The sequence below is a fragment of the Photobacterium piscicola genome (assembly GCF_046058925.1).
GTDB lineage: Bacteria > Pseudomonadota > Gammaproteobacteria > Enterobacterales > Vibrionaceae > Photobacterium > Photobacterium piscicola.
Genome location: NZ_CP175534.1, coordinates 1,278,689 through 1,304,579, shown reverse-complemented (window position 1 = coordinate 1,304,579; position 25,891 = coordinate 1,278,689). Strand labels below are relative to the sequence as shown.

Annotated in this window: 26 protein-coding genes; 18 read left to right on the top strand and 8 right to left on the bottom strand. The window is 39.1% G+C overall.

The window, feature by feature from the left end; all coding sequences use genetic code 11:
* From rsxD to nth, 4 genes are all read left to right on the top strand, one after another.
* Nucleotides 1–1,047: an electron transport complex subunit RsxD gene (gene rsxD / locus ACJZU6_RS06455; protein WP_080157926.1), complete on the top strand. Its 1,047-nt coding sequence runs from the start codon at nucleotides 1–3 to the stop codon at nucleotides 1,045–1,047.
* A gap of 14 nt (nucleotides 1,048–1,061) precedes the next feature.
* Entirely contained in the window at nucleotides 1,062–1,694 is a 633-nt protein-coding gene (rsxG, locus tag ACJZU6_RS06450; protein WP_080158161.1) for an electron transport complex subunit RsxG, read from the top strand.
* Between the two features lie 2 nt (nucleotides 1,695–1,696).
* The gene (locus tag ACJZU6_RS06445) at nucleotides 1,697–2,401 is read left to right on the top strand and encodes an electron transport complex subunit E (protein ID WP_080157927.1); all 705 of its coding nucleotides are present in this window, start codon (nucleotides 1,697–1,699) and stop codon (nucleotides 2,399–2,401) included.
* A 147-nt stretch (nucleotides 2,402–2,548) separates the two neighbouring features.
* Nucleotides 2,549–3,184 carry an endonuclease III gene (nth, locus tag ACJZU6_RS06440; RefSeq protein WP_080157928.1) on the top strand — a complete coding sequence of 212 codons (636 nt, stop codon included), beginning with the start codon at nucleotides 2,549–2,551 and terminating at the stop codon, nucleotides 3,182–3,184.
* A gap of 79 nt (nucleotides 3,185–3,263) precedes the next feature.
* On the opposite strand, the gene ACJZU6_RS06435 is transcribed toward nth, so the two are convergent.
* The 3 genes from ACJZU6_RS06435 to motY form a co-directional block, all read right to left on the bottom strand.
* Entirely contained in the window at nucleotides 3,264–3,473 is a 210-nt protein-coding gene (locus tag ACJZU6_RS06435) for a hypothetical protein (RefSeq protein ID WP_408900828.1), read from the bottom strand.
* A gap of 101 nt (nucleotides 3,474–3,574) precedes the next feature.
* Complete coding sequence (locus ACJZU6_RS06430; protein ID WP_408900827.1) at nucleotides 3,575–3,712, bottom strand: hypothetical protein; 138 nt, start codon at nucleotides 3,710–3,712, stop codon at nucleotides 3,575–3,577.
* A 92-nt stretch (nucleotides 3,713–3,804) separates the two neighbouring features.
* Nucleotides 3,805–4,701, bottom strand: a complete 897-nt coding sequence (gene motY / locus ACJZU6_RS06425) for a flagellar protein MotY (protein ID WP_080157930.1) — start codon at nucleotides 4,699–4,701, stop codon at nucleotides 3,805–3,807.
* 201 nt (nucleotides 4,702–4,902) lie between these two features.
* On the opposite strand from motY, the gene rnt reads away from it, so the two are divergent.
* The 4 genes from rnt (at nucleotide 4,903) to ACJZU6_RS06405 (ending at nucleotide 11,099) form a co-directional block, all read left to right on the top strand.
* Nucleotides 4,903–5,565, top strand: a complete 663-nt coding sequence (gene rnt, locus ACJZU6_RS06420; RefSeq protein WP_080157931.1) for a ribonuclease T — start codon at nucleotides 4,903–4,905, stop codon at nucleotides 5,563–5,565.
* Nucleotides 5,566–5,804: 239 nt separating this feature from the next.
* Complete coding sequence (locus ACJZU6_RS06415) at nucleotides 5,805–7,067, top strand: outer membrane protein transport protein (RefSeq protein WP_408900826.1); 1,263 nt, start codon at nucleotides 5,805–5,807, stop codon at nucleotides 7,065–7,067.
* Between the two features lie 34 nt (nucleotides 7,068–7,101).
* Nucleotides 7,102–9,510, top strand: a complete 2,409-nt coding sequence (locus tag ACJZU6_RS06410; RefSeq protein WP_408900825.1) for a VolA/Pla-1 family phospholipase — start codon at nucleotides 7,102–7,104, stop codon at nucleotides 9,508–9,510.
* Between the two features lie 266 nt (nucleotides 9,511–9,776).
* Entirely contained in the window at nucleotides 9,777–11,099 is a 1,323-nt protein-coding gene (locus ACJZU6_RS06405) for a Na+/H+ antiporter family protein (protein WP_080157934.1), read from the top strand.
* Nucleotides 11,100–11,190: 91 nt separating this feature from the next.
* Here ACJZU6_RS06405 and ACJZU6_RS06400 read toward each other — a convergent pair whose 3' ends face one another.
* On the bottom strand, nucleotides 11,191–11,529 hold the full coding sequence (locus ACJZU6_RS06400; RefSeq protein ID WP_080157935.1) for a Grx4 family monothiol glutaredoxin: 339 nt from the start codon (nucleotides 11,527–11,529) through the stop codon (nucleotides 11,191–11,193).
* A 330-nt stretch (nucleotides 11,530–11,859) separates the two neighbouring features.
* Between ACJZU6_RS06400 and sodB the strand changes: the two genes are divergently transcribed.
* Nucleotides 11,860–12,450 (top strand): superoxide dismutase [Fe], encoded by a 591-nt coding sequence (gene sodB / locus ACJZU6_RS06395; protein WP_045027784.1) that lies wholly within the window; start codon nucleotides 11,860–11,862, stop codon nucleotides 12,448–12,450.
* A gap of 69 nt (nucleotides 12,451–12,519) precedes the next feature.
* Here the strand turns inward: sodB and asd are convergent, their stop codons facing one another.
* Nucleotides 12,520–13,635: an aspartate-semialdehyde dehydrogenase gene (gene asd / locus ACJZU6_RS06390; protein WP_408900925.1), complete on the bottom strand. Its 1,116-nt coding sequence runs from the start codon at nucleotides 13,633–13,635 to the stop codon at nucleotides 12,520–12,522.
* 709 nt (nucleotides 13,636–14,344) lie between these two features.
* Here asd and nhaC point away from each other — a divergent pair.
* The 4 genes from nhaC to ACJZU6_RS06370 all read left to right on the top strand — a co-directional run bounded on the left by nhaC (nucleotide 14,345) and on the right by ACJZU6_RS06370 (nucleotide 18,630).
* Nucleotides 14,345–15,796, top strand: a complete 1,452-nt coding sequence (gene nhaC / locus ACJZU6_RS06385) for a Na+/H+ antiporter NhaC (RefSeq protein ID WP_080157938.1) — start codon at nucleotides 14,345–14,347, stop codon at nucleotides 15,794–15,796.
* A gap of 429 nt (nucleotides 15,797–16,225) precedes the next feature.
* On the top strand, nucleotides 16,226–16,957 hold the full coding sequence (locus ACJZU6_RS06380; protein ID WP_327762575.1) for a nucleoside recognition domain-containing protein: 732 nt from the start codon (nucleotides 16,226–16,228) through the stop codon (nucleotides 16,955–16,957).
* The gene (locus ACJZU6_RS06375) at nucleotides 16,957–17,418 is read left to right on the top strand and encodes a YjiG family protein (protein ID WP_080157940.1); all 462 of its coding nucleotides are present in this window, start codon (nucleotides 16,957–16,959) and stop codon (nucleotides 17,416–17,418) included. Before ACJZU6_RS06380 ends, ACJZU6_RS06375 begins: the two co-directional genes overlap by 1 nt.
* Nucleotides 17,419–17,505: 87 nt before the next feature.
* On the top strand, nucleotides 17,506–18,630 hold the full coding sequence (locus tag ACJZU6_RS06370) for a M20 family metallopeptidase (RefSeq protein ID WP_408900824.1): 1,125 nt from the start codon (nucleotides 17,506–17,508) through the stop codon (nucleotides 18,628–18,630).
* A 143-nt stretch (nucleotides 18,631–18,773) separates the two neighbouring features.
* Here the strand turns inward: ACJZU6_RS06370 and ACJZU6_RS06365 are convergent, their stop codons facing one another.
* Nucleotides 18,774–19,142, bottom strand: coding sequence for a nitrous oxide-stimulated promoter family protein (locus tag ACJZU6_RS06365; RefSeq protein ID WP_080158162.1), 369 nt, complete (start codon nucleotides 19,140–19,142; stop codon nucleotides 18,774–18,776).
* A gap of 296 nt (nucleotides 19,143–19,438) precedes the next feature.
* Nucleotides 19,439–20,452 carry a nucleoid-associated protein YejK gene (gene yejK / locus ACJZU6_RS06360; RefSeq protein ID WP_080157942.1) on the bottom strand — a complete coding sequence of 338 codons (1,014 nt, stop codon included), beginning with the start codon at nucleotides 20,450–20,452 and terminating at the stop codon, nucleotides 19,439–19,441.
* A gap of 76 nt (nucleotides 20,453–20,528) precedes the next feature.
* Here yejK and ACJZU6_RS06355 point away from each other — a divergent pair, with 76 nt between their 5' ends.
* Entirely contained in the window at nucleotides 20,529–20,747 is a 219-nt protein-coding gene (locus ACJZU6_RS06355) for a YejL family protein (RefSeq protein WP_045027757.1), read from the top strand.
* A 52-nt stretch (nucleotides 20,748–20,799) separates the two neighbouring features.
* Nucleotides 20,800–22,668, top strand: coding sequence for a DUF3413 domain-containing protein (locus tag ACJZU6_RS06350; protein WP_080157943.1), 1,869 nt, complete (start codon nucleotides 20,800–20,802; stop codon nucleotides 22,666–22,668).
* Between the two features lie 62 nt (nucleotides 22,669–22,730).
* On the opposite strand, the gene ACJZU6_RS06345 is transcribed toward ACJZU6_RS06350, so the two are convergent.
* On the bottom strand, nucleotides 22,731–22,988 hold the full coding sequence (locus tag ACJZU6_RS06345) for a hypothetical protein (RefSeq protein ID WP_235865934.1): 258 nt from the start codon (nucleotides 22,986–22,988) through the stop codon (nucleotides 22,731–22,733).
* Nucleotides 22,989–23,295: 307 nt separating this feature from the next.
* Here ACJZU6_RS06345 and ACJZU6_RS06340 point away from each other — a divergent pair, with 307 nt between their 5' ends.
* The 3 genes from ACJZU6_RS06340 (at nucleotide 23,296) to ACJZU6_RS06330 (ending at nucleotide 25,799) form a co-directional block, all read left to right on the top strand.
* The gene (locus tag ACJZU6_RS06340; protein ID WP_327769493.1) at nucleotides 23,296–24,921 is read left to right on the top strand and encodes a GGDEF domain-containing protein; all 1,626 of its coding nucleotides are present in this window, start codon (nucleotides 23,296–23,298) and stop codon (nucleotides 24,919–24,921) included.
* A gap of 104 nt (nucleotides 24,922–25,025) precedes the next feature.
* The gene (locus ACJZU6_RS06335) at nucleotides 25,026–25,574 is read left to right on the top strand and encodes a DUF2975 domain-containing protein (protein ID WP_080157946.1); all 549 of its coding nucleotides are present in this window, start codon (nucleotides 25,026–25,028) and stop codon (nucleotides 25,572–25,574) included.
* A 9-nt stretch (nucleotides 25,575–25,583) separates the two neighbouring features.
* Entirely contained in the window at nucleotides 25,584–25,799 is a 216-nt protein-coding gene (locus ACJZU6_RS06330; protein ID WP_065168142.1) for a helix-turn-helix transcriptional regulator, read from the top strand.
* Nucleotides 25,800–25,891: the final 92 nt, after the last annotated feature.

The following is a 25,891-nucleotide window of genomic DNA, read 5'->3' as shown; positions in this document are numbered from 1 at the left end:
GTGGCTTTTAATATTGCCAGCTCACCCCATGCACATAACCGTCGCAGCACAAGTACCATTATGCGAACGGTTATTTTATGTGCGATTTTTGGTGTTATTGCTCAATGCTATTTTTTTGGTTTGGGAACACTTATCCAAATTGTTTTTGCATCTCTGTGTGCTCTTGCATTTGAAGCCATTGTACTTAAATTACGCCAACGTCCATTAGCACCTTATTTACGTGATAATACTGCACTATTAACCGGGGTATTAATTGGTATTTCTATTCCACCACTGGCACCGTGGTGGATCACCGTCATTGGTGTATTCTTTGCGATTGTTGTCGCAAAACACCTCTATGGCGGTATGGGACAAAACCTATTTAACCCAGCAATGGTTGCTTATGTAGTGCTATTGATTTCATTCCCTGTTCAAATGACAACATGGTTACCACCAGCATCTTTAAGTGCTAACCCTGTGACATTTATGGATAGCCTGTCTGCAATCTTTACGGGTTACACCCCTGATGGTTTTAGTATTCAACAACTCAAAATGTCAGTTGATGGCTACACAATGGCAACGCCATTAGACACCCTAAAAACATCATTAAAAACCGGAATGACGATTGCAGAAGCAATGAAAAAACCAGTTTACGGCACACTAGCAGGTATTGGTTGGGAGTGGGTTAACATTGGTTTCTTATTAGGTGGTTTGCTACTGCTTAAATTACGTATTATTCAATGGCATATTCCGGTTGCAATGCTAACGTCATTACTGGTTATTAGTAGCATTATGCATGTGCTTGATCCAAGTGTCGCAGCTTCGCCGCTATTACATATGTTCTCTGGCGCAACAATGCTTGGCGCATTCTTCATCGCCACCGATCCAGTAACGGCCTCAACAACGGTAAAAGGTCGACTGATCTTTGGTGCTTTTATTGGCATAATGATCTATCTCATTCGTACTTGGGGTGGTTTCCCTGATGGGGTCGCCTTTGCAGTGCTACTCGCCAATTTATGTGTGCCAATCATCGATTACTACACTCGTCCACGCACTTATGGACACTAATAATGAGTATGCCCATGTTTAAATCCATGAAAAAAAATGGTCTAATTCTGGCTATTTTTGCCTTATTGTCGACAGCATTAGTCTCTCTAACTCACTATTTAACGGCTGATCGTATTTTTGAACAGCAGCAACAGCAATTACTGAATACACTTAACCAAGTTATTCCTGTCGCAAGCCATGACAACTTACTTTATAAGAGTTGTACGCTAGTTAAAGATCTACGCTATATCGGCACCAAAACACCGATGCCAGCTTATATTGCGACTCAAGCAGGTAAACCAACAGGGATTGCGATTGAAGGAATTGCACCGGATGGATACAGTGGCGCAATCAAATTAATTGTAGGCCTTGATACTAAAGGGGTTATCACTGGCGTTCGTATTTTAGAACAGCATGAAACGCCAGGACTGGGTGATAAAATTGAAACCACTGTCAGTGATTGGATCTATAGTTTCACAGGTAAGCGAGTCAATGGCGCTAACGATCCTAAATTTCATGTCCGTAAAGATGGCGGTGAATTTGATCAGTTTACTGGCGCAACCATTACTCCACGCGCAGTGGTTAAAGCAGTAAAAAATATCTCGTTGTACTGGCAAAATAATCAACAGCAGATTCTGAACCAGCCACTAGACTGTCCGAGTGAATAATTATGACAACATCTTATAAAGAGTTGATGAAAAATGGCTTATGGTACAACAACCCAACTGTCGTGCAGTTGTTAGGTTTATGTCCATTATTAGCGGTATCATCAACAGCAACCAATGCGCTCGGATTAGGTCTTGCGACGACCATGGTTTTGGTAATGTCTAACTTTACTATTTCCATCATTCGAAAATGGGTACCATCAGAAATTCGAATTCCTGTGTTTGTGATGATCATTGCATCATTGGTAACCTGTGTGCAGTTATTAATGAATGCCTATGTCTATGGCTTATATAAGTCATTAGGTATTTTTATTCCATTGATTGTAACTAACTGTATTATTATCGGTCGAGCAGAAGCCTTTGCCTCAAAAAATAAGCCATTACCTGCGGTATTAGATGGTTTATGGATGGGTCTAGGTATGACATCAGCGCTATTTTTACTGGGTGCTATGCGTGAAATTTTAAGTAAAGGCTCATTATTTGATGGTGCCAACCGCTTATTAGGTGATTGGGCGTCGGTGCTGCATGTTCAAATATTTCATTTTGACAGTAGCTTTTTACTCGCGATGCTACCACCAGGCGCATTTATTGGCGTGGGTTTCATGATCGCTCTAAAAAATATCATTGATAAATATAAAGAAAATAAACAATCAACCCAAGAACAACAACAACCGAAAGTGGAACGTGCACGTATTACTGATGTTAAGTAATACCGTATTTGTGACTTTTCAGAACTAAAACTGGCTTTTAAGCCAGTTTTACTCTTGCTATGAATATGCTCAAATATGCCAACTATCCCTATAGGTGCTCACCCTTGATCATGGTGATATTGGCATTATATTGCGTCAGGAAAGACTATGAATAATCAGAAACGGGTTCAAATATTAGAACGATTACAAGCCGAAAACCCACACCCACAAACTGAGCTACATTGGACGACACCGTTTGAGTTGTTAATTTCAGTTTTACTGTCAGCACAAGCAACAGATGTTAGTGTCAATAAAGCAATGGATAAGCTTTACCCTATCGCTAATACACCCCAAGCTATTTTTGATCTTGGTGTTGATGGCGTAAAACAATATATAAAAACCATTGGTTTATTTAATTCTAAAGCTGAAAACGTCATCAAAACATGCCGTATTCTATTAGATAAACATAATGGAGAAATTCCTGAAAATCGCGAAGCATTAGAAGCCTTACCGGGAGTGGGGCGTAAAACAGCAAATGTCGTCCTTAACACAGCATTTGGTTGGCCGACTATTGCAGTTGATACTCATATTTTTCGAGTCTGTAATCGCACCAAGTTCGCTATTGGAAAAAATGTTGAAGAAGTAGAACAAAAGCTACTAAAAGTGGTGCCTGCTGCATTTAAAGTCGATGTCCACCACTGGCTTATTTTACAGGGCCGTTATACCTGTGTTGCACGCAAGCCCCGTTGTGGTAGCTGTATTATTGAAGACCTTTGTGAATATAAAGATAAAATTGACATTTAAAAGTCGACATTTGAACATCATAACGCTATAAAAAAAGGAGCATAAATATGCTCCTTTTTTGTTTTTAATCACTGCTTAATTACAATGGTTGACAGTCTTTAGTAAAGCCATTTTGTTGACGTTTAGCCGCTAACTCTGCCGCCCCTTTATCAAGCGTATCAAATAACTTTTCACGCTGTTGAGGTGACATTTTTTTACCGCCCGCATCTAACGATTGTTGTAATTCTACTTCCGCTTTTTGCTTGTCGCCTTGAAGATAACTGTCTTGTGCTAGTGCAATATAAGCCATGCTTCGCGCTAAAGGTTGCCCTTCATGACCTAACGCTTGTAATTCCGTGGCTGCACCTGATTGACATAATTGTTGATTTTTTATTGCTTCAGCAACCGGTTTTAAATTGGCTTTAACAACTTTTTTACGGTTTCTTTAGTCGTCACAGGAGCTGTTTTTTCAACACTCGTTGTGTATGTTTTAATTCCAATAATGGCCGCAATAATAATCACGATACCAATGAGTAGACGCTTCTTCATACCCAAGTCATTATATGATAATTAACACCGCTATCATAAAGTATATTCAAGTAAGCAATGTCAACGCTAGATTAACATTGCACAAGAGCGTCTTATGCTTCACTTCTACCTAATGAAATCACCACTCGGCGATTTTGATTACGGCCAACAGGAGTCGAATTATCAGCAATCGGTCGTCTTTTTCCATATGCTTCCACCTGAATTCTATTTTCAGGTAAACCTAGCCCTTTAAAATAACTTTCAATTTTTGCAGCGCGCTGTTCTGATAAACGTTGCCCTTCAACGGTACCAAGAGCAGCATCGCTATACGCAGCCACCAGCACTAAATCAATATCATCGGAATAACGAACATAATCAGCAATTTGTGCCAATCGTTTTTGCGACATATTATCCAGCTTATCACTGTCATTATTATAATGCAGAATAGTGAAGGCAATATCATCAAAGCTAAATGGCATTAAGTTATTTAAACAATGACTAAAATCTTGATATGACTTATTAAAATTCACCGCCGACAAACCAACTTCCAATTGTCGTTGCTGCTGTACGGGCCATGTTTTATAACTAAATGTAGGATTACGCCCATCTTCTAATTCCGCTAACATTTGCCACGCAGTATTTCCGCCAATATACCCATCAAATTGTTTAAAAAACTTCAAATTTGTCATCGCATAAGCCGCATCACCCGGCATCCATGACGGTGGCATCGATGTAAGCTTAACATTACGCGTCGCCCCCAATTGACGATTCATTTTTAACTCAAAATGAAGATTCATTTGTTTGCTAGAACGTGCTGAAAATTGCGCACTACCATAACCCGGAATATCATGATTTAGACGACATTCTAAGGGAGTATCAACAATCACTTGCCATTGTGATTGGCTAGGTTGCGCTAAATAATTTTTAGCCATGGCTGCTGGCATAAAGAAAAAAACACTCATGATCAATCCAATTCGCAGCCAAGGTGTTAATAATTCAATTAAATTCATTTCATAACCAAATTAGAAGAAAATAATACAGCAACAATGACAACAGTATGCCTCTATATCGGCACCCATGACGTGAGCTTTAGCCTTGTCTTACTGTATAGAAATATCAATGCATTCAATTCGAGAACGATCGCGAACAGCAATGAAATTAAGCTATTAATCTGCCATAATACCTGATTCTATTATTTTGACAGCAGTGCTATGAGCCAAGATAACCAATTCAATACCCTAAAAAGTCGCTTTCGCGGCTACTTTCCTGTCGTCATTGACGTTGAAACTGCAGGTTTTAATTCAAAAACTGATGCCTTATTAGAAATTTGTGCTGTCACTCTACAAATGGATGAAGATGGTTGGTTAAAACCTGCAACAACCCTTCACTTCCATGTAGCTCCTTTTGAAGGCGCGATTTTACACAAAGAAGCATTAGAATTTAATGGTATTCGCGACCCATTTAGCCCATTACGTGGTGCAGTATCAGAAGAAGTGGCACTGAAAGAAATTTATAAGCAAATCAGAAAAGAACAAAAACACACTGATTGCACACGAGCGATCATGGTGGCGCATAACGCAACGTTTGATCATAGTTTTGTAATGGCGGCATCAGAGCGCGCAAAACTAAAACGTAATCCATTCCATCCTTTTGCGACCTTTGATACTGCGGCGCTAAGTGGTTTAGCATATGGACAAACAGTGCTAGCTAAAGCTTGTCAAACTGCAGAAATTCCATTTGATAACCGTGAAGCACACTCAGCGTTATACGATACCGAACGCACCGCTGAACTGTTTTGTAAAATAGTCAATAAATGGAAACAATTAGGTGGGTGGCCGTTATGCACTCCCACAGAAGAGCCATCAGTAGAGTAAATCTCAATCATTCAGCAGCTCTTGTTTAAGCCCATCTTAGTATGGGTTTTTTTATGCCCCGCAACACTCCATCACTAGTTACCTTCACACCTTTCATTGAAAATAATCATCAAAATTAATAATTAGCTCGCATAATTTAACAAATATACAACATTACTCTTATACTAAATCTGTAATGCGTTTTGTTTTTCCTCATGGATGAATAAAAAATGAAATAATGATCGTTGAGAGGCAGAATAATGTCCGTAAATATACGTTATATTTCCCTTGCTCTTTGTAGCAGTCTTACCGCCACCTCCGCCTTTGCTGCGGGGTTTCAAGTATCAGAACAATCAGCATCAGGTTTAGGCCGAGCCTTTGCAGGAGAAGCCGCTATAGCTGATAATCCAGCGGTTATTTCTCGAAACCCTGCTGCAATGACACACTTTGAAACAATGGCGGTTTCAGTCGTCGGCAGTATTGTTGCACCAGATATTGATATTACCGCCCATGACGCTCCCAATGGTGTCCAAACCGCTAAAAATGTTGCACCAATGGCTTTTGTACCTGCTAGTTACTTTGTGATGCCCATCAATGATCGTCTCTCTTGGGGGGTCGCTTTATTTTCAGGTTATGGCGTAACCACCGATTACCCTGCTGATTTTTATGATGGCACTTCAGCGGGGAAAACCTCATTAGTTGCCATTAATTTAAACCCCAGTGTCGCTTATAAAGTCACCGAGCAATTAAGCCTTGGCGTGGGAATCAATGCCGTTTATGCCTCAGCTGAACTCTACCGTCACTATGGTCAGAATGCGTTGCCTTTTTATCCTGCAATTAAGCCCAGTGATAAAACAATCAACATGGAAGGTGATACTTGGAGTTGGGGCTGGAATATCGGTGCATTTTATGAGGTAAACGACAATAATCGTTTTGGTATTGCTTATCGTTCTAAAGTCGATCTCGATTTTAAAGGCGATTTTACTGACTACTCTGGACTTGTGCTTGGCAGTAGCAATAGAGGTAACACCATCAAAGGCAAACTGCCCGTCGTACTTCCCGCAACCGCTGAGTTATCAGGCTTTCATCAACTCAACCATCAAATAGCGATTCATTACAGCCTGTTTTGGACCCAATGGAGCAGCTTTAAAGAGTTACGTGCCACTAATTCACAATGTAACTTTGGCGGCCAAATGCCCGGGGTGTGTTTATTAAAAGATGAAGATTACAAAGATGCATTCCGATGGGCGATTGGCACGACTTATACTCTACATCCCAACGTAACGTTACGGGCTGGGTTTGCCTATGACGAACAAGGCGGCAAAGCCACACTCAGTATTCCTGATACCGATCGTTTTTGGTACTCGGCCGGCGCAACTTATCACTATAACTCTCAATTAAGCATTGATGTTGGTTTTAGCTACGTCTATGGCAAAGAGAGTGATTTTATTGAAAATAACGACCGTTTTACGGCCAGCAGCGTTGCTTATATTGGTGCAGCACAACTTAACTACGCCTTTTAGCCCCCATGGATAACAACATTTAATAAGGGAATATATGAATAAGTATATTTTAACGATACTGACAACAAGTTTAGGGTTAATCGGTTGTGGTGGTGATAGCAAGATTGAAGGAGCACCCACCCTTGATCCCACTATTACCGAGAGTATAAATGCAGCCACTAAAATTAATTTTGATTTAATCAGCGATCCACAAAACCCTATTCTCGTTCAACCGACGTATTTATTAATGGATAGCCGTGATGGCACCTTAAATACCGAAGCCGCAGCCGTCGATCCAAATAATAGTAGTGATCCATTAGTCGCCATGGGACAAACGGATGGTTGGAGTACGAGTCAACCGCTACAATTGCAATTCGTCGGTGTGGATCTTGATACAACAACCTTAAATAATAGTTTTTATTTAATTGAATCAATTAATCCGACCAATGATGCCGACACAACAACGCCAATAAAACTCACTCAAGCTAACGGCGACTTTGCACTCTCTGCATCAGGCACCACTTTAACGGTAGTGCTATTAAAACCATTAAAACCAGCCCATAATTATATGTTTGCTGTCACCAATGATCTGCAAGACAATAATGGTGACAAGGTTGGTATGAGCAACACTTATGCAGTATTAAAAGCGCAAGCAACAGCTCCCACTCCAGCCTTAATTCCCGCTCAAACAATCACGCACAAAACAGAAACCGAGTTTGAAAAAATAGGCATCAATAAAGACAGCATTATTTTCTCCAGTTGGTTCACCACCGCCGCTGTTGGCGATGTATTGTTTAGTGTTAAAGCAGCCACAGCACTTGCCATTCAACAAGGAGCAAACACAGTATGGAAAGGTAGTGCTGTTGCCGATAACGTGACAACCTCTGATTTACGTAACCTATTTAGCTTCTCTAACCTCACTGACACAAAAACACAGACGCCAGCTGGAAAAGGAGAAATTTACACAGGTACCGTTGCATTGCCCTATTTTTTAAATAATAGCGCCAACAACTTTGCAACCACACCTTGGCAGAGCGGTATGCCAAGCATCGCCATTATCAGCTCAGTACTCGCCAGCGGAAGTGATGCTGATAAAGCCACAATTATTGCGCAATTGGCAACACTTAATATCACCCCAGCAGATATTGCAGCCGCGGCAGATCCTCAAGTTCAAAGCAAACTCTTGGTCGCATTAGCGGGGGCTACGCTGACTTTATCGAATGGTGAACAACTTGATCCACAGCGCCTGATCACCCGTTTTAGTCCATTACCAAAATTACAATCAGTACAATATATTGATTACACTTTAATTTTACCCACAGCCGCCAAGTGTGACAATATAGGGAAAAATAGCACCACTATTTATTTACATGGTATTACCAGCAACAAAGGCACAGTAATCGCACTTGCCGACAATATTATTAATGATCATTGTCAGGCTATTTTTGCGATTGACCATCCTCTACATGGAAGCCGCACTATTGATGGTGTTCCCGGCAGTGCCAGTGATGGTCATCCTGAATATTATTTAAATTTATCAGCACTTACCGTCGCCCGTGATAATTTACGCCAAAGCACTACGGATATTATTAATTTACGAGCAACCATTGGCAAAATATTAACAACAATTATTGAAGGTGACAGTTCTACAATCAATAAATTAGGACATTTAAAAACCTTAAATCCAACCCAAGGCATCACTTTTATTGGCCACTCTTTAGGTGCCATTACCGGGGTTAGTGTCGCAAATATTGCTAATCGTAGCCTAGGATCACCACCAATAGATGCCGCTTACTTTAATATCAATGCACTTGCATTCGCCAATCCTGGCGGCGAAATTCCTTATCTACTGCTGAATTCAGGTAGCTTTGGTGATTTTGTTAAAGGTAACTTAATGCTCAGTAGCAATGCTGAATTTAAAGCGTTTTGTGACCAACAATCATTAACGGCTGCGGCGTGTTTTAATGCTTATCAAACACAGTTAATATCACAAGGCGATCCCACATCACTCGCCACATTAGCCGCTATTTATACCACCTTTAACCGCTTTGCTTATGCTGCTCAAACTGTATTAGATACCATAGATCCCACCAATCATGCGCCACAAGTTAGTTCAAATACGGCATTATATTTAGCACAAGTAAAAGATGATGCGACAATTCCTAATATGACACCACTAGGGGCAACCGTTGAGGAGACGGATATCTTACAGTCCTATTCTCCTTTTACGGGCACGACCCCTTTAATTGCCGGACTTAACCTCACAGTAACCAATCAATCCATTACTGATCAGTTAATTCAAGCTGCGGTATTATTTAATCAAGGTGGTCATTCGTCATTACTCGATCCAACCCTAAGCCCTGCAGTCACACAAGAAATGCAACAGGAGATAGCGTCATTTGTAAATACAATGGGTAAAAACATCACCATTAACGATAAAAGTGTAATTACGGCAGTACCTTAAAATTTTATTTGGTAAAACTAACCATAATAAAAGCGGGTTAAATACTCGCTTTTTTTTATCATATAAAACAATATGATATTTTCATATGACCGTTGTTAGATATAAATATCAGCATAAAATTAGTGCTCGACAAATGCTGAAAATCAAGCACACTGTGAGATATGAGATCAAAGTCTCATATATAACAATTAAATCGCGTGTTGCAGTGATTATCACTGACAAACAAACGAAGTAATAATGCAAACAACGGATGGAACTCACGTTTTATGAACCCTGTAATTATCGCCGTATGCATCATGCTGGTACTCGCTTTAATGCGTGTCAATGTCGTGGTTGCGCTTACATTTAGTGCCATTATTGGTGGCCTCATCGGAGGATTATCCCTTACCGATGCTATTTCTGCCTTTGAAGGTGGTTTAGGCGGAGGAGCAACAACAGCCCTAAGTTATGCCATGCTAGGTGCTTTTGCCGTCGCTATTTCACGATCAGGCATTACCGATGTCCTTGCTCAAAAAGTGATTAAGCACATTAGTGGCCATGAAAATATCGCCGCCGCTACTGGTGTGAAATATAGCGTTCTTATCATTTTAGTGTTACTTGCCATTTCTTCTCAGAACGTTATTCCAGTCCATATCGCCTTTATTCCGATTGTTATTCCACCGCTATTGCATGTATTTGCCAAACTTAAACTTGATCGACGCTTAATTGCCTGTGTTTTAACGTTTGGTTTAGTCACGCCTTATATGGTACTTCCTATTGGTTTTGGCGGTATTTTTCTAAATAATATTCTGCTGAAAAATTTACATGATAACGGGTTAGATGTTGTAGCAAGCCAAGTGCCGATTGCCATGATATTGCCCGCTTGTGGCATGTTATTTGGTTTATTAACCGCTATTTTTGTAAGCTACCGTAAACCACGTGAATACTCAGTAGAAAAAATTCTTGCCAGTGAGCCAGAGAAAAAAGTCATTGATATGCGCCATGTTTATATTGCTGTTGGTGCTATTTTTGCCGCATTAGGTGCACAACTTTATAGTGGTTCAATGATTGTCGGGGGTTTAGTTGGCTTTATGGTGTTTACCTTTACTGGTGTTATCAAGTGGAAAGAAACCCACGATGTATTCACTAAAGGTGTCCATATGATGGCAATGATCGGTTTTATTATGATTGCAGCGGCAGGTTTTGCGGCAGTAATGAAAGCGACAGGTGGCGTTGAAACCTTAGTTAACTCATTAGAAGGTGTTATTGGCAATAACAAACCACTGGCAGCATTGTTAATGCTTGTGGTGGGTTTATTGGTCACTATGGGTATTGGCTCATCGTTCTCTACCATTCCAATTCTAGCGACAATCTATGTTCCTTTATGTTTGTCTTTTGGTTTCTCACCAATGGCAACGATTGCTATCGTAGGTACTGCAGCAGCACTTGGTGATGCAGGCTCTCCAGCTTCTGATTCAACCTTAGGTCCAACATCGGGTTTGAATGCCGATGGACAGCATGACCATATTTGGGATTCTGTCGTACCGACCTTTATTCACTACAACTTGCCACTGATAGCCTTTGGTTGGATAGCATCAATGATACTGTAGTGATCCAATACTAAGTATTAAATACAAAAAAACCGCCATAATAGTTGGCGGTTTTTTTATCAGTGCAAAACAACACACTTAACAAACTAACTTATTCAGCCGCTTGTGCATCACGACGTGCAGCAGACTCTTTAATTAGTGTTTGTAATTCACCTTTTTGGAACATTTCCAAAATGATGTCACAACCACCAATTAGCTCACCGTCAATCCATAATTGTGGGAATGTTGGCCACTGTGCGTAAACAGGTAGTTCAGCACGAATATCAGGGTTTTGAAGAATATCTACAAACGCAAATTTTTCACCACAGTTCATTAACGCTTGTGATGCTTGTGATGAGAAGCCACAGCTTGGTAATTTTGGAGAGCCTTTCATGTACAACAAAATAGCGTTATCTGCGATTTGTTGCTTAATTTTATCGATAGTTTCCATAGCTTCCTCGTACAAATTTAATAATCATTTATTATAAACCCTACCATTCTACTTGGTTATCGTCACCAATAAAAATACTTTCAAATTATGTTTCGGTTCTCTTTTCAATAATAAAGCGTAATCTTAGTTATATTGATATCTATTAAGTGGTTATTGACCTTACCAATAACGAGGTATAGGGTATTTTTTTAAGCATAATGCTTTTAATAAACTAAAAACTTGCTAAAATAAAACGGTCAGATTCAAATAATAAGTAGGCGCCAACGTCTACTAGAAGTAATGTCGTGGGTATTAAGCCCAATAACTAAAATTAAAATGGAGAATTGAGCAATGGCATTTGAACTACCAGCTCTACCGTACGCTATCAACGCTCTTGAGCCACATATCTCTCAAGAAACGCTAGAATACCACTACGGTAAACACCACAACACTTACGTTGTTAAGCTAAACGGTCTTGTTGAAGGTACTGACCTTGCTGAAAAATCTCTTGAAGAAATCGTACAGACTTCTACTGGTGGTGTTTTCAACAACGCAGCTCAAGTATGGAACCATACATTCTACTGGCATTGCCTAAGTCCAAATGGCGGCGGCGAGCCAACTGGCGAATTAGCAGATGCTATTGTTAAAGCATTTGGTTCTTTCGCAGAATTCAAAGCTAAATTCACAGATTCAGCAATCAACAACTTTGGTTCAGGCTGGACATGGTTAGTTAAAACTGAAGATGGCGCATTAGAAATCGTTAACACGTCAAACGCAGGTTGCCCTATTGCAGAAGAAGGTCTGAAAATGACACCACTTCTAACTGTTGATGTTTGGGAGCATGCTTACTACATCGATTACCGCAATGTTCGTCCTGATTACATGGCTGCATTCTGGGCATTGGTTAACTGGGACTTCGCTGCTAAAAATCTAGCTGCTTAATTTACAGTAATAAAAACACTAAAAACCCGCTTATTTAAGCGGGTTTTTTTATTGCTCTAATATTTAAAATTAGGCTTTTGCTGCTAGTAAAATTCGTAATGTACGTCGTAATGGCTCAGCAGCGCCCCAAAGCAACTGATCACCCACCGTAAATGCATTTAAATAATCATCACCCATTGCAAGTTTACGCAAACGACCCACAGGCACTGATAATGTCCCTGTTACTTTTGCTGGGCTCAATTCTTGCACCGTAATATCACGCTCATTTGGAATCACTTTAACCCAATCATTATGGGATGCAATGATAGCTTCCACTTCATCAAGCGGTACATTTTTCTTAAGCTTTAATGTTAATGCTTGGCTATGACAACGCATTGCGCCAATACGTACACACGTACCATCAATCGGAATCGGACTATCTTGAATACCTAAAATTTTATTGGTCTCAACCGATGCTTTCCACTCTTCTTTGCTTTGACCATTATCACGCTTAACATCAATCCATGGAATCAATGAACCCGCTAATGGCGCACCAAATTGTTGAGCTGGAAAATCTGCCGCACGCAGTGTTTGCGCAACTTTACGATCAATATCTAAAATTGACGACGCTGGATTCGCTAACTCACTAGCAACGGAATCATTAACCACACCCATTTGGCTGATTAACTCACGCATATTCTTGGCACCAGCACCCGATGCAGCTTGATAAGTCTGTGATGTCATCCACTCAACCAATCCCGCTTTATATAAGCCACCCACAGCCATTAGCATCAAACTAACCGTACAATTGCCGCCAACATAAGTATTAATACCACTATGAATACCTTGTTGAATCTGATCAAAGTTAACCGGATCTAATGTAATGATTGAGTCAAGCTGCATCCGTAATGTTGATGCCGCATCAATCCAATAGCCTTTCCAACCGGCTTGACGTAATGCGGGATACACTTTCTCTGTATAACTACCACCTTGGCAGGTAATCACCACATCAAGTCGCTTTAACGCTTCAAGATCAAACGCATCTTGTAATACACCAGCATCTTTTCCAAAATTAGGCGCCGCTAAACCCACTTGTGATGTAGTAAAAAAGACCGGATCAATAACCGCAAAGTCACCTTCCTCGACCATGCGCTGCATTAATACAGAGCCAACCATGCCACGCCAACCCACTAAACCTACTGTCATCATTTGCAACTACACTCCCTGTTGTATTGAAATTTCTTTATCCATCTATAGAGATTTACATGATTAAAAACAAGTATAATTTTCAATTATAAATAAAATATATCTGTGTTTAAGATAAGCATATTTTACTGTTTTCTTATCATTTGAGTTTCTTATTAGTCATATTAGGTTTTATTATCAGCAATAAAAAATCAAAAAAACGCATAAAAACCAACCGTAATTAACCTAAAAACAAGCTTTTATGTATATTTAAAGAGCTTATTCCTAACTTATGCAATCAACTTAATAAAAAGTGACTATTGTCATATCTTTGAAAAAAATGCCTTTCCCTGATAATCTTCAGCGCTGTGATTAAGTAGCTAGATAGTTCATAACCCTTATAGTTAATAGCTTTTTATACTTTATCTCTCGCTTTTTGTGCGATTTTTATAGATACACTACGACTTTATAATAAACATAAAACACAACATAAGAACCATCAATTAACACTAAAAGAACAACTAAAGTCAGTGTTTTACGAAAGATCGGCACCAAAAAGACTTAGATCACAGAAAGAAACATTATTTATCACGATGATAAATCAATTTGATAGAGTAGCGCCGATTCAAGCGCCGTCTTTTTCAATCCGATTTAAAAACCAATGATAAATAGTATTGATTGGTTGGGTTGGACCCAATTTCAACAAGCTCGATAAAACAAGGTTAGAAGTATGGAAAAACAGACAATCGTGAAACTACCGTCAGTAATGCAAGTCATTATTGCCCTCGGTATTTTCCTTGCCCTTGCATTCTCTTTTACCTCAAAATTGAATTTGCCAATCCAACTAGCATTATATATTGGTTGGTTTGTGATTATTGCATTAGGTATTAAACTCGGACACGATTACAAATCGTTAGAAAAAGCAGCCACTAAGGGCATCGCTAACGGTTTAGGTGCAGTATTAATATTACTAGCCGTTGGCTCATTAGTAGGTACTTGGATTGCTGGTGGTATTGTGCCAACCATTATCTATTACGGACTTGAAGCGATTCACCCTTCCATTTTCTTGCTAGCGACAATGATCATTTGTTCATTGACGGCATTAGCAACAGGTACATCTTGGGGCGCAGCAGGTACCGCGGGTATTGCAATGATGGGTATTGGCCAAGGCTTAGGTATTCCCGCACCAATGACTGCGGGTGCCGTACTTTCTGGCTGCTATTTTGGTGATAAAATGTCACCACTATCAGATTCAGTGATCCTGGCCTCTTCAATGTCTAACGTTGAGATTATGGAACACATCAAAGGCATGTTACCTATTGCACTGATCAGCTATATCATCACTGGCATTCTATTTACCGCGGTAGGTTTTCACTACGCAGGTAGTGTTGATATGTCACAAGTTGATTCTGTGATTGCAGCGATGGATAAACAATTTGTTATTTCACCATTATCCTTTATTCCAGTCATTATCGTGTTGGTGCTGTTAGCGTTCCGTTTACCGTCTTTCCCTGTTATTTCATTTGGTTCACTGCTAGGTATTGCATGGGCTGTTATGGTTCAGGGCATGGATCCGCTTAAAGCGATTAATGCAGCTTGGGCGCCATTCTCTATCAGTTCTGGGGTTGAATTTATTGACGCAATCCTAAACCGTGGCGGCATGTCATCCATGCTTGGTTCTGTGGCTGTTATTATCTTTGGCTTAGGTTTTGGTGGCTTACTTGATAAAGTTGGCGTACTACAAACAATTGCCCGTTTATTTGAACGTAAAGTAAATTCAGCAGGCAGTCTTGCAGTATCAACCATTGCAACGGCTTTCCTCGGTAACGTCTTTGGTTCTGCAATGTACGTATCATTAATTCTAACGCCAAAGATTTGTGCTAAGAACTATGACCGTTTAGGTTACCAACGTAAGAACTTATCACGTAATGCTGAATTTGGTGGCACACTTACCTCCGGCATGGTGCCTTGGAGTGATAATGGTATCTACATGGCGAGTATTTTAGGTGTCGCTACCTTCTCTTACGCGCCATTCATGTGGTTAAGCTTTGTGTGTATTATTGTGACGATTGTGACGTCTTACATGGGCTGGTTTGTGGATCGCTGTCCACCAGCAAGTGCAGAGCAATTAGCTGAAGATGACGAAGATGAATTAATGACAGTGAAGCGTTTAACGTCATAAGCTGCATTGCATCATCACAATAACATTAACGCACCTCTTTTATAGGTGCGTTTTTTTTATTAAAACAAAGATAGAAAACCACACTTCCCAACCAATAAATCATCGCACAACCAATTGATACCTAAAAGGTATTTATTTAAAACCCCCTTCTATTCCGTATTCCTCCCAGTCGCAACACTCCCCGTTATTGACCCAACAGTCAGCACCTTTATAGAGCCAGTTCACAAATATAAGAACCACATTTCATCAAACTTACTTTTCCATCCAACACCTTGACCCTCGTCAATATTTCAAATTCATTTTTAATGAAAATACCGTTATTACCGAATTAACCACTAAATACAACATTTGAAAACGTAGCCATAAAAATAATTATCGGTGTTTATTTGGTAAACCATTTTTTATTTTACGTTTTATAAGGATATATCTATGAGTAACAACGCAATAGAAGGTCGTAAAGTTACCATTGGCAGCTACCTTGCCCTCGCCTTTGCCGTCATTTTCTTTTCAGGAGCATTACAATCTAATCAGTGGTATGGCGTATTTGACTTCACAACCTTAAATGGCTCATTCGGTAATGTGGTTTATTCAGTTAACGATACTGCAGAAGGCGTGGAAGCAGCTTCAACATCATTTAGAGGTAAAGGTGGTAGCGGTGCGCGTGATGGCTTTATTTTTGCGTTAACGTTAATTCCAACAGTGATGTTTGCTTTAGGTATGATCAATGTACTTGAGCATTACGGTGCGCTCGATGCTGCTCGTAAATTATTAACCCCTCTACTACGCCCATTAATGGGTATTCCGGGTAACTCAGGTTTGGCTTTAATTGCCTCACTACAAAGTACTGATGCTGGCGCAGCGATGACTCGTCAATTACAGGATGAGGGTCACTTAACCAAACGAGAAACAGATATTTTTACCATGTTCCAGTTTTCTGCTGGTGCCGCGATTGTTAACTTCTTCTCATCAGGGGCAGTGCTATTTACCTTAACCACAGCATCAGGTGAACCCGCTGTTACTTCTTCTATCGGCCTTGCGGTTGCGATTATGTTTATCTTCAAATTTGTGGGTGCGAATATTTTCCGTATCTACTTAAACATCACTGAAGGCAAAGACAACAAAGATACTAAACCAACAACAGTAAGCACGGAGAACGCATAATGACGACTGCAAAAAAACCTATGGTTACTGATATTTTTGTTGAAGGCGCTAAAAAAGGCTGGGTAATTGCAACCACTTCAACAGTGCCTAACGTATTAATGGCGTTCGTGATCATCAAAGCGCTGCAAATCACCGGCGCACTAGAAGTAATGGGAACATTATTCTCACCTATCATGGCTATTTTTGGTCTTCCTGGTGAAGCGGCGGCGGTATTGATAGGCGCATGGATGTCAATGGGCGGCGCAGTAGGTGTGGTTATTACCTTATTTGACCAAGGTATTTTAAATGGCGAGCACATTGCGATTCTTGCTCCTGCTATTTATTTGATGGGCTCACAGGTGCAATACATGGGCCGAATTATGGGACCAATTCGTACCGAAGGTCGCTATATTCCAATCATGATTGCCATTTCGGTATTAAATGCCTTTGCTGCAATGTTTGTGATGAACGTTTTAGTGTAATTGCTGAGCGCACTGAAGCCATTTAATCTTTAGTGCGTTTTCTCTCTTTTATTACCGATAAGCCATCAATGGCTCGGAGCCTTTACTATGTCTTTTTCTCTGAATAATTATCTCGAAGAGCTACGCCCTCTTATTAATATTGATTGCGGTACATTAACCGTTGATGGTATCGATGTGGTTGCAACCATCATGGCGCAAAAATACCTTGATTTAGGTTGGCATGTTAAACGCATTGATTGTGGTATTGCAGGAACTGGCTTAGAAGTACGTAATAAGCCTGACGCTGATCATATTGATGTGATGTTAATTGGCCATATGGATACCGTCTTCCCAGCAGGCACTGCTGCCGCTCGCCCAATGACCCATGATAATGAACGCGCTTATGGTCCTGGTGTCTCTGACATGAAATCAGGCTTATTAAGTGTGGTTTATGCTTTGCGTGATCTGGATCCTACCGCGCTCGATGCTTTATCCATTTGTGTATGTATGAACCCAGATGAAGAAATTGGTTCACTACACTCAGAAGCATGGCTCAAGAGCGTTGCTATTAACGCTAACCATGTTTTAGTTGCAGAAGCTGCACGTGCTGATGGTTCATTGGTTAAAGCGCGTAAAGGCATGGCGCGTTATCGTTTAAGTTTCCACGGTAAAGCAGCGCACGCAGGTAATGAGCCTCAAAATGGTCGCAGTGCAATCACCGAAATGGCACATTGGATTCTAGCCATTAACACCATGACCAATTTTGAGTCAGGCACAACCTTAAACGCTGGCGTTGTCAGTGGTGGCGCTGGCGCTAATATCGTACCTGATTTCGCAGAAGTGGTGGTTGATGTGCGTTTCTGGGATAACGATGAGTATGCGGCGGTTGATGCTCAAATTCGTACACTAACAGAAACACCGTTTGTTGATGGGGTTACGATTACAGTTGAGCGAGAAGCACACAAACCATCAATGGTGCCAAGCCCACAAACTGAAGTGTTAATGGCGCAAGTGGAAGCGGTCGGTAAAGAGCTAGGCATTGATATTACGTGGCAAGCAGTTGGTGGTGGTTCTGATGCTAACCTAACCGCAGTCTTAGGTATTCCAACCTTAGATGGTTTAGGTCCAATTGGTGCAGGTTTCCACAGTGCAGATGAATGGTTAGATTTGGCTTCAATTGAGCCACGTATTCGCTTATTGCAGCAAGTACTTGTAAAAATCGCGCAACAATAACCTATAAAAAAACATTAAAAAAGGCTGCATTTCTGCAGCCTTTTTTCTTTGTAAATAATCCACATTGGCATGATTTACAAAGAGGTACAATCTTTTCAGTTGTTAGGTTAAATCAATATCGGTTCAACAAAATCAATATGGATTTAACTCGTTTTTGCGATAATATCGGCTTTTGCGGCTGACATTTGGACACTACGTAAATTGTCTAACTTAAAGTGTATAGCCCTAAATGGGTGACGCCAAAAATAATGTGGATAACTCCAACGTAAAACGTGGATCATCTGAAGACGCTTGGCAGATTGATAGCAATGCCCAATACAATGCATACAACTTGGCTTTTCTTCGCCAAGACGACAACCTGTTACTCTCTCCTCAACATACTCGATAAGACTTTCACATTCAGAGCACATTACTGCTCCACGGTGCAACGTTTTACAATATAGGCGAATCATCGCTTTCACTGTATTCAGTTCACGCTGCGAACGAACTGAATGATTGTTAATAACTATCATAGTTGTGCCATTATCCATCCATCCCCTGCAGTGCCAATGATAAAAATCAAATTTATGCAAAAATCAGAACCTAATGGGCAAAAATCATAACCAAAATTAGACCGATGGTTATTTATTAAACTTTAATACATTGTTCGAATAAATTGCGAACAATGTACAAATATAAAAAAACATCATCGATGTTCAAGATTGACGCTTTAAATAGCAAAAAACCACTGTGATATATGCAAATATTAGTGAGTGCATACTTCACAGTGGCTTTATTTATTACTAATAGTACTGCATAACAGTCGTTATTAATTATCGCTATTTAAACGACGTAATAACTGATCTTTCAAATTAGGCGGCGTGCCTTTGATGGTTAATGTATCGGTTTCTGCATCATAAAAAATACGTTCACCTAATAACATACTGTCAAAGTTAAGCGTCATACCACCGCCTGAGCCAACAAATTTGGTCAATTTACGCATTGCAGTACGATCGGCAGGGAAACTTTCTTCTAACTCGTAACCTTGCTTTGAAGTAAAATCGTAAAAATTAGTACCATCATCTGCCGCAGGTAACTCACCGGATAGCTCTTTTACGGTAACTTCATCACCCGCTTGCAGCTGACCATTACAGTAATCATAAACTTGTTTACGATATTGCTGCTTTTCTTCTTTATCTAGACGAGAATCCGCACAAAAATCCTCTACCGCTTGCATCAAGACTTGGTTTTGAACTTTAACGTCTAAACCTACTTCTGCTTGCATAAAATCAAGGAAGAAATCAGCGATCTTACGCCCTACGCGACCTTTAGCAAAAGTAAGATAGCGGGTTGATTCTGGGTTAGTTTCCCATGATGACAAATCAATACGTGCAACGATATCCATCTTATTAATATCAAGATAGTCAGTCGCACTGATACCTAATTGATCAGTGACTTTCATGCTATGACACGTCGGTAACATACCAATAAACAAATAGTCTGTTGCCAATGACTGGTATTCAGCCATCACTAAAGTACCCGCTTCAGAAAACGGATATTTCGCTAATTCAACCTGTAAACGTTGCACTGATTGATTTGAAAACGTCAGGAAATCTAACTCTCCTTGACGAAATTGTTTCAACCAATGAGCAAACTCACTATCAGCAGCAAAATGCGCGAAGCCTTTTGTTCCTTTGCTACTATAAATTCGATGTAATTCAGCAACAAGATCTTCTGTCGCAGAATCATTATCAAGGGTTTGATTTCTAAGATGAATTTCTAAATCATCTTGGTCGTTTTTTACTAATTGATGTAGAATGACGTTCGAAAGTGTAAGACTCATAATGGAAAAGGTTTTCAGGAAAACTGAACTCTAGGTTATCATAAGTCGTTATCCTAAACATTAAACAAGATTTCTTATGCCAATCACTTCAAAATATAGCACTAAAAAAGTTGAACAAATCATTGATGACGTGTTCGATGTTCTAGACAAACATAAAACATCACCAGAATTAGCCCTAATGGTTGTAGGTGATATTGCTACTAACATTATCAATGCCAATGTACCTGTTGCACAACGTGAAGTTCTTGCACAAAAATTTGCAAAAGCACTACAGGCCTCAATTAAAAAAGATTAAGTTTAGCTTGAGAGTTAAACATAGCATTGAAGACTGAGAAGAATTGACATTTATGGTCGCCAGCACATACAAAGACAAAGTTTCCCAGCTAATTAGTTGGGGACACTGGTTTAGCTTTTTCAATATCATCGCTGCCATGCTATTGGGCACGCGTTATATTATTTATTCAGAATGGCCGACAACAACGATCGGACAACTGTATCTAGGATTAAGCTGGATCGGGCATTTTGGTTTCCTTGTCTTTGGTATTTATATACTGATCCTCTTTCCTGCAAGTTTTCTTATTCCCTCACAGCGTTTAATGCGTGTGTTTGCGGTATTAGTTTCAACGGTAGGATTGACCGCATTACTGCTTGATACCTATGCTTATCAAAGTGTCGACTTACATTTAAGTCCGCTGGTATGGGATTTGTTATTAAGCGGTGAAAAAACAGAGCTAAATACGCGCTGGCAATACCTATTTATTGTCGTTCCAGTCATATTCCTGATCGAGATGATATTCTCAGAATGGATTTGGCGTAAACTTAGAAAGCTAACCCGTAAAAACGTCGGTGGTCCCATTGCCATCATGTTCGGTCTATGCTTTCTAAGTAGCCACATTATTTATATCTGGGCGGATGCTAACCTTTACCGTCCAGTCACAATGCAACGTTCAAATTTCCCACTGTCATACCCAATGACAGCGAAAACGTTCATGGAAAAACATGGCCTTTTAGATCGCCAAGAATATGTTAAACGCCAAGCACAACAAGGCATTAATAACAGTGAAATGATGCGTTATCCAATCGATAAAATTAATTTCATCGATAAAGGTACCAAGCAAAACTTACTGATTATTATGGTCGATAGTTTACGCAGTGACATGGTTAATACCACAACAATGCCTAATCTAACGGCTTTTGCTGATAACAATATTAACTATACTGATAACTACAGTACCAGTAATAATAATAGCGGCGTATTTGGCTTACTTTATGGTTTACCAAGTGGTTATGCCAACAGTATTCGTGCAGAAGGCAAATCACCACTGCTGCTTGATACGCTACAAAATCGTGGTTATCACTTTGGTCTATTCAGTGGTGAAGGGTTTGAACAACCTATTTATCGCGATGCTATTTTCTCTAAAACTCAGCTTGCAACTATAGATAACCTTGATAATGGAAAGCGCACGCCAAGTGATCGTTTAGCCTTTAATGATTGGCACCGTTGGCTAGAGAAGCAAAAAGCTGATGAGCCGTGGTTTAGTCTGCTTGAATTAACTTCAGTTGATCAATATGAAGAAAGTAGTGATTATCAAACTAAATTTACGCCATCTTTAGGCAGTAATTTACTTCATGATAAAAAAGTAGATTCTAATGTATTACTTAAAAATAGCTACCGTAACGCGGCTTATCATATTGATACGATTTTAGGTAAAGTGTTTGCGCAATTAAAAGCACAATCAATGTTAGATAATACTATCGTGGTTGTTACCTCAAACCATGGTACTGAGTTTAATGAAACAGGTAATAATACTTGGGGCTCTGATAGCAATTACAGCCAATATCAGATCAAAGTACCAATGATCATTCATTGGCCACTGCACCCACCTCAAGTTGTTACCCGTCCAACCAGTAACCTTGATTTAGTGCCAACCTTGATGGAGTCACTGTTTAATGTGGCGTCTAATCCATCAAATTACAGCTCAGGTATCAGCCTGTTTGATAATAACAGTGATCGTCGTTGGATATTAGCGGGTGATAATAATGATATTGTGGTGATTCAAAAAGGCACCACCACTGTTGTCGATAAATACGGTAACTATCGTGTTTATAATGATAATTATCAGCTAATGGATCAGGATAAACCTAAACTATCGACACTGATGCAAGTTATGCATGAGTTAAAACGGTTTTATATTCCTAATGACCTTAATAATTAGCATTATATAACACTAAAAAAGCAGCTTTCGAGCTGCTTTTTTTATACGATTAGCGGCAGTAGTTAGAGATAATCCGTTCGATTATCCGCGTAACAATGTTCAAATCCATCTTGCCAGCCATTACGGTATTTTAATATTGTTGCCATTCGTTCAGGATCACGTCGAAAACCATCAAGATACGTATTACCCGCAACTGAACGGCTATAACAACCATCCTGATACCCATCAAGATAGGCTCGTTCAAACCCCAACTCAGCTAACTGCTGATGACGGCTACTACTGCAACCATTTAATACACTCAAGCTTATAATACTTATCATATTTATCAATAATAGCCGCTTCATCTCGTTAACCTTTTACTTATATAAGTATCCAATAACGTTAATAACAACATTCATTATTTTTTAATATTATATTTTTTACTAGCATGGCTTAAAAATAGATAATAACGGCTGATTTAGTTGTAATATAAATAAGAATAAGTGTGACAAAAGGATGAATTAGATCTCACTTTTTAGTGTAAAACAGAATATATCGCTAACTTGTGGCATATATCCTGCTAATTTTGCAGATAATAGTTAACAATAACACCGTCACTCACTAACTGACTCATGGAATAGAGTATTAATGAACGCGCAGATTTCATCTTTCTATCAAACAGTTACTAAACAATGCAGTAATGCTCATAGCCTTAGAACTATTTGTGAATTAGTCTGCCGTAATCTTATTCAAAGTTTTTCAATTAATCATCTGCAACTTATTATTAAATCAAATAACGAGTGGAAATTATTATTAGAGCTAAACAGTAAAGGTATACAATATTATTTTCCACCAACAATAATACCGACAGCAAATGAATATTATTATAAAAACATTCATTACTATGCTAATAAAACTGAAGCATCAATTGATATATTTAAAAATTATCGTTATATATTAGTTCCATTAAAATACCATGCAAAGATTATTGGTCATTTAACTATTGCAGCACCATTAACCTCAACACTACAACCGAAACACCTCACGATATTAACCGCATTATTAGCCACAGAAATTACCGCAGGCTTAATAAAGCAAACGACAAAAAGCCATAGTCTCAGCCGTAAACACGCTGAAAAAGAATTACTTTCAAGTAAAGAACAACAACAATCATTATTAAACTACCTACAGGGTATGCATGAAATTTCTTTTCAATTATGGCGTAGTAACATAATGAAAGACATGCTGTTTATTGCTGTTGATGAAGGAAAAAAACGACTTAATATCGATAGAATGGCGATTTTTCTATTTGATGAACAACAAAAAATGCACGGTACTTTCGGCACTGATATTCAAGGGAATACTGTCGATGAGTTTTATTTTCATTCCGATATTCCTAATCAATGGTTTGCATCTAAGACATTAAAAGATAAAGAATATATCGCATTTCAAGAAAACACCCCACTCTACCATGATTTACAGCAAATTGGCTTTGGTTGGAGTGCTTATATTGCGCTATGGGATGAAGATACGCCTATCGGATGGATTGCTTGTGATAATTTACTTACAGGACAACCATTGCGTAATTATCACCATCAATTGTTGAAACAATATGGTTTTATTGTTTCACAACATATTTTACGACTACAAGCAGCAGATACACTTATCAAGCTCAATCATGATCTCGAACAACGAGTACAAAGCCGAACCAAAGCGCTCAATAAAGCCAATGAACAGCTGCAGAAATTATCTAGAATTGATGCACTTACAAATATTGCTAATCGCCGAGTCTATGATGAAACGGTAATGACTGAATGGCGTCGAGCAAATAGGCTCGGTTTACCACTATCATTACTCATCTTAGATATTGATAATTTCAAAACTTATAACGATAAACTCGGTCATGCCGCTGGTGATCAATGCTTAAAAACCATTGCCGCGGTGCTGTCTAAAGTTGAACGTCGAGCTGGAACGTTATTTGCCCGTTATGGTGGCGAAGAGTTTGTACTGTTATTACCAGGACAAGACCAACAAGCCGCGGTCAATAATGCGCAACGCTTACTTAATGCAATGCATAAAATAGCGTTGCCATTTCCATGTCTTGAATTAAATAATAACGCTCCCGCTATTGTCACAATCAGTATTGGTGTCAGTACTATTATTCCATCGCAAACAACAACCTATGATGCATTTTTCAAACATGTTGATACCGCACTATATCAAGCAAAAGCCGAAGGGAAAGATTGCTTCAGAGTGCTATCACCCACTTTATAAATAAACATTAACAATAAAAAATTATCGAATAACAATAATTTTTTATTGCAAAGCATTTTATTGTGCCATATTCTAGCTTCATCAACTGAATGAGGAACAATCATATGTCAAAAATTCAACAACAAAGTCGCAGAGTAAAAATCCTATTCCAGCTATTTTTTATTCTAACGCCAATTTTAGTCTGTTATTTTTGGTTAACAGTAGCAACACCTTATGACTTTTTAAGAAATACCGGCATAGTACAAACATCTTTTGATATTAATCAGCTAACAGAAACACCATTAACATTGACCACCCGTTTACTCGCGCTCGTAACAAGCTTAATTTACTGTTCGATTATTATGTATGCCTTAAAAATTCTTATTCGGTTATTTGGTAACTATGAAAACAAACACATCTTTACTTTAGAAAATGCCAACTGCTATCAAAAGCTTGGTTATAGTGTATTTTATTGGGTCGGCGGTTCACTTTTTTACCAACCATTAATGACGTTAATACTAACCTTTAATAATCCTCCCAATCACCGCATGATTATGATTAGCTTTGTAGGTATCGATTTTTTAACCCTATTAATAGGCGCTATTATTGTTATAATTTCATGGGTCATGAAAGAAGGCTATCACCTCGCCGATGAACAAAATTACACAATTTAAGAGTTTATTATGACTATTGTTATTAATTTAGATGTAATAATGGCGAAACGAAAAATACGGTTAAAAACATTAGCGCAAGCAATGGATATGACAGAAGCTAATTTATCAATACTAAAAAATGGTAAAGCAAAAGCTGTTCGATTTTCGACACTTGATAAACTTTGCGAACAACTTGATTGCCAGCCAGCAGATATTCTTGAATTTCAAAAAAACGATGATAATTAGCGTTTCGTTTATGGCGATAACTATTTTTAAAAAATATAAATAACAAAAAAGCAGCATGTTGATGCTGCTTTTTTGTAAGCTATCAGTCAGTA